The organism is Tepidimonas charontis (assembly GCF_007556685.1).
Taxonomy (GTDB): domain Bacteria; phylum Pseudomonadota; class Gammaproteobacteria; order Burkholderiales; family Burkholderiaceae_C; genus Tepidimonas; species Tepidimonas charontis.
Map to the genome: position 1 here is coordinate 1 of NZ_VJON01000073.1, position 5,009 is coordinate 5,009.

Annotated in this window: 4 protein-coding genes and 1 pseudogene; all 5 read right to left on the minus strand. The window is 62.3% G+C overall.

Annotated features, from left to right (window positions below; translation table 11 throughout):
* Nucleotides 1-152: 152 nt before the first annotated feature.
* Nucleotides 153-332 (minus strand): annotated as a pseudogene (locus Tchar_RS13150) (ABC transporter substrate-binding protein); the annotation flags it as partial.
* Between the two features lie 55 nt (nt 333-387).
* Nucleotides 388-1,464: a branched-chain amino acid ABC transporter permease gene (locus Tchar_RS13155; RefSeq protein ID WP_144326720.1), complete on the minus strand. Its 1,077-nt coding sequence runs from the start codon at nt 1,462-1,464 to the stop codon at nt 388-390.
* A gap of 59 nt (nt 1,465-1,523) precedes the next feature.
* Nucleotides 1,524-2,453, minus strand: a complete 930-nt coding sequence (locus Tchar_RS13160) for a branched-chain amino acid ABC transporter permease (RefSeq protein WP_144326719.1) — start codon at nt 2,451-2,453, stop codon at nt 1,524-1,526.
* A gap of 15 nt (nt 2,454-2,468) precedes the next feature.
* Nucleotides 2,469-3,254: an ABC transporter ATP-binding protein gene (locus tag Tchar_RS13165; protein WP_144329443.1), complete on the minus strand. Its 786-nt coding sequence runs from the start codon at nt 3,252-3,254 to the stop codon at nt 2,469-2,471.
* Between the two features lie 38 nt (nt 3,255-3,292).
* Nucleotides 3,293-4,897 carry an AMP-binding protein gene (locus Tchar_RS13170; protein WP_236640474.1) on the minus strand — a complete coding sequence of 535 codons (1,605 nt, stop codon included), beginning with the start codon at nt 4,895-4,897 and terminating at the stop codon, nt 3,293-3,295.
* Between the last annotated feature and the right edge of the window lie 112 nt (nt 4,898-5,009).

Consider the following 5,009-nt stretch of genomic DNA (forward strand, 5'->3'; position numbering starts at 1 on the left):
CAAGCGGAAGAAGTCCTCGGTGGCGGGGCAGGCAAACATCGAAAAACTCCCAGAAAACGGCGCATCAGACCATCAAATCTGGGGGAAATTGTACTCGCAAACAGACAATAACACAAGAAAAATCATGATGTTATGAATATTTCAGGGGCGACGAGGTAGTCGACGAAGCCGTTGGCCCAGGGAACCCCATTGGGGGCGTATGCCCCCGTGCGGTACACCAGTACAGGGAAAAACTGTTCTTTGGCCTGCGCGTAGGCGGCGGGGCCCACCAGCGCGCTGGACAGGGCGGCCGCTGCGGTGGCGGCGGCGAGGACGGTGGAACGTAGCTTCATGGTCTGTCTCCTTCAGGTTGGAAGCACGGGTGGGGAAAGAGATGCACACTGGCGATCAGTGTGGAAATGGCCATAGGCGCAGCTTCTGTTTGCCGATGCTCCACAGCTTGGCCAGGCCGTGGGGCTCGACGATGAGGAACCAGACGATCAGAGCGCCGAAGATCATGTGCTCGGCGTGCGAGACGGTGGCGGTCGAGATCTCCCATCCGACCAGTGCGCCGAGCCAGGGCAGAAATTGGTTGAGAAAAATGGGCAACACGACGATGAAGGCGGCACCGAAGAAGCTGCCCATGATCGAGCCCAGGCCACCGATGATGACCATGAACAACAGCTGAAAAGAGCGGTCGACGCTGAACGCTGCGGGCTCCCAGGAACCCAGGTGCACGAACCCCCACAGGGCTCCCGCCACGCCGATGATGAAGGAACTCACTGCGAACGCCGACAGCTTGGCGTACATCGGGCGAATGCCGATCACCGCGGCGGCCACGTCCATGTCGCGGATCGCCATCCACTCACGCCCGATGGCCGAGCGCACCAAGTTTTTCGCCAGCAGGGCAAACACGGCAACGAAACTCAGGCAGAACAGGTATTTTTCGGCGGGGGTATCGATGCGCCAACCCAGAACGCTCAAGTTCGACACCGACACCGAACCCGACGGCGTGTAGTTGGTGAACCAGCCGATGCGCAGGAATGCCCAGTCGCAGAAGAACTGTGCGGCCAGCGTCGCCACCGCCAGATATAGCCCTTTGACGCGCAAGCTGGGGATGCCGAAGAACATGCCCACCACGGTGGCGCACAAGCCACCGATCAGCAGCGCCGCGATCAGCGGCATGCCATCGATGCGGGTGAAGGCGTTGTAGGCCATGTAGGCGCCCACTGCCATGAAGGCGCCCGAGCCAAGCGAAATCTGCCCGCAGTAGCCCACCAGCAGGTTGACGCCAATGGCCGCCAAGGCCAAGATCAAAAAAGGAATCAGAATGGCGCGGAACAGATATTCGTCGGCCAGCAGGGGCACGCCGACGAAGGCGAATACGATCAGCGCGCCAATGGCCCAGCGGTCTTGGGCGATCGGAAAGATCTGTTGATCCTCCCGGTAGGTGGTCTTGAACTGTCCGTTTTCGCGGTAGAACACGGTCTTCGTCTCCGGTCGATGGCGGTGGGGTGTGGGGGTTGCGGGGGGCCGTGCGGGGTTCAGACGCGGTCGATGATCTTTTCGCCGAACAGACCCTGGGGGCGAAACAGCAGGAACACCAGCGCCAGTACGTAGGCAAACCAGATCTCGATGCCGCCACCGACGTAGGGCCCCAGGTAGACCTCGGAGAGCTTTTCGCCGACGCCGATGATGAGGCCGCCGACGATGGCGCCCGGCACCGAGGTCAGGCCGCCGAGGATGATGACGGGCAGCGCGCGCAGCGCCACGGTGGACAGCGAAAACTGCACGCCGAGCTTGGAGCCCCAAATCATGCCGGCCACCAGCGCCACGATCCCGGCCACGCACCACACGATGACCCAGATGCGGTTCAGCGGAATGCCGATCGACTGCGCGGCCTGGTGGTCGTCGGCCACCGCGCGCAGAGCGCGCCCGGTGCTGGTTTTTTGGAAGAACAGCGACAGTGCCGCCACCAGCGCTGCGGCAATGCCGGCGGCGATCAGATCTTCTTTGTTGATGAGGATGCCACCCTCGAACGTGTTTTCGAATAAAAAGACGGGGTCTTTGGGCATGCCGATGTTGATCTGGTAGATGTCGCTGCCAAACAGGGTCTGCCCCAGCCCGTCCATGAAATAGGTGATACCCAGCGTGGCCATCAGTAACGTGGCGCCTTCTTGGTTGACCAGGTGGCGCAGCACCAGCGCCTCGATCAACCAGGCCACCGCGAACATGATCAGCGCTGCGGTGGCAAAGGCCAGCACGTTGGCCAGCAGCAGGCTGTCGAAGCCGAACCACTGGGGATACCACTCGGCAAAGCGCGCCATCGCCAGGGCGGCAAACAGCACCATGGCGCCCTGGGCGAAGTTGAACACGCCCGAGGCCTTGAAGATGAGCACGAAGCCCAGTGCCACCAGGGCATACAACATGCCCGACATCAGGCCGCCAAAGACGGTTTCGAGAAAGAAGGCCATGGGGATTGCACTCCTTCAGTGGCTGGTGCCCAGGTAGGCGCGGATGACGTCTTCGTTGTTGCGCACCTCATCGGGCGTGCCATCTCCGATCTTTTTGCCGTAGTCCAGCACGACGACACGGTCGGAGATGTCCATCACCACGCCCATGTCGTGCTCGATGAGGACGATGGTGGTGCCGAACTCGTCGTTCACGTCCAGGATGAAGCGGCACATGTCCTGCTTTTCCTCGACGTTCATGCCCGCCATCGGCTCATCCAGCAGCAGCATCTGCGGCTCCATGGCCAGAGCGCGGCCCAGGTCGACGCGCTTTTGCAGCCCATAGGGCAGTTGTCCGACGGGCGTTTTGCGGTAGGCCTGGATTTCGAGGAAATCGATGATGCGCTCGACGAATGCGCGGTGCTCGATCTCCTCGCGCTCGGCCGGGCCGATGCGCAGTGCCTGCAGGAACAGATTGCTTTTGATGCGCAGGTTGCGTCCGGTCATGATGTTGTCGAGCACGCTCATGCCCTTGAACAGCGCCAGGTTCTGGAACGTGCGCGCGATGCCCATCTCGGCCACTTGGCGCGAGTTCATGTGCTTGAACGTCTGGCCGCGGAAGGTGATGGAGCCTTCCTGCGGGGTGTAGACACCGTTGATGCAGTTGAGCATCGAGCTCTTGCCGGCGCCGTTGGGGCCGATGATGGCGCGGATCTCGTGCTCACGCACGTCGAAGGAGATGTCGGTGAGCGCCTTGACGCCGCCGAAGCGCAGACTGATGTTGCGCACGTCCAGGATGACGTCGCCGATCTGTTTGTGGGCCATGGGGCATCCTCGTCACGAGTGGGCGCGGCCTGGTGCGGTCAGGCCGCCGCCTGCATGGGGGCAAAGGTTTTGGCGTCAGCGATGCGCAGGGTCGCGCTGATGACGCCGGTGCGGCCGTCTTCGAATTTGACCTGGGTCTCGATGTACTGCTCATTCTTGCCGCCGTACAGCGCCTCCACCAGGACCGCATACTTCTCGCCAATGAAGCCGCGGCGCACTTTGTTGGTGCGCGTGAGTTCGCCGTCGTCGGCGTCGAGCTCCTTGTGCAGGATGAGGAAGCGGTGGATTTGACTGCCGGACAGCATCTGGTCGCGGCTGAGGTCGGCATTGACTTTTTCCACGCAGTCCTGAATCAGCGCATAGACCTCGGGCTTGCCGGCCAAGTCGGTGTAGCCAGCGTAGGGCAGGCCCCGCCGCTCGGCCCAGTTGCCCACCGCCTCGAAGTCGATGTTGATCATCGCGCACACCTTGTCGCGCCCATCACCGAAGGCCACCGCCTCCTTGATGAAGGAGAAAAATTTGAGCTTGTTTTCGACGTATTTGGGCGCGAACAGCGCGCCATCGTTGGGGCCGCCCTTGAGCCGCCCGACGTCCTTGACGCGGTCGATGATCTTGAGGTGCCCGTTGGCGTCGATGAAGCCCGCATCGCTGGTGTGATACCAGCCCTCGGCGTCCAGCACCTCGGCCGTAGCCTTGGGGTTCTTGTAATACTCTTTGAGCAGTCCAGGCGAGCGCACCAAGATCTCACCCTGGTCGGACAGCTTGATTTCGACGCCCTCGCACGGCACGCCCACGGTGTCCGCGCGCACTTCGTGGTCGGGTTGCAGGCAAACGAACACCGCCGTTTCGGTCGAGCCGTAGAGCTGCTTGAGGTTGATGCCGATCGAGCGGTAGAACGTGAACAGGTCCGGTCCGATCGCCTCACCGGCCGTGTAGGCCACGCGCACGCGCGAAAAGCCCAGGTTGTTGCGCAGCGGCCCGTACACCAGCACGTCGCCCAGCGCGTACAACAGCCGCTCACCGAGCGAGACGGACTGGCCGTCCATGAGGCGCGGGCCGACGCGACGCGCCACGTCCATGAAGCGATGAAACAGCGCGCGCTTGACGGCACTGGCGTCTTCCATGCGGATCATCACGCTGGTCAGCATGCCCTCGAAGATGCGCGGTGGCGCAAAGTAGTACGTCGGGCCGATTTCCTTCAGGTCGATCGCCACCGTAGCCGATGATTCGGGGCAGTTCACCACATAGCCGCACGCCAGCCACTGCGCGTAACTGAAGATGTTTTGACCGATCCACGCCGGTGGCAGGTAGGCCAGCACCTCCTCGCGTTCGGTGAGTTTGTCGAATGCGGCGCCGACCTGTGCGCGGTTGAGCAGCGTGTAGTGGGTGTGCACCACGCCTTTGGGGTTGCCGGTGGTGCCGGAGGTAAAGAACATCGCGGCTACGTCGTCGGGCTGGCCCTGTTCGACCTGTTCTTGGAAAAAGTCGGGGTGCTCTTCGCAATAGACCTTGCCGGCGGCCTCGACTTCCTTGAGCCCCGCCAGGCCGGGCGCGTCGTAATTGCGCAGCCCACGCGGGTCGTCGAACAAAATGTGCTCCAGCTGCGGACACTGCGGGCGGATTTCCAGGGCGGTATCAAGCACCAAGTGCAACGGTGGAATCACTGAAGGGAGTGGCTGGTTTGGGTGACCTTCTCCAGCATGGCCTGGTAGACGGCGATCGGGGGGTAGAAGCCGTGGATGGCGCGCGGGCGGT

What these genes read in the sequence shown, in the direction of transcription:
- Tchar_RS13160 (WP_144326719.1), bottom strand. Translation starts at nt 2,453, where the DNA reads ATGGCCTTCTTTCTCGAAACCGTCTTTGGCGGCCTGATGTCGGGCATG.
- Tchar_RS13165 (WP_144329443.1), bottom strand. Translation starts at nt 3,254, where the DNA reads ATGGCCCACAAACAGATCGGCGACGTCATCCTGGACGTGCGCAACATC.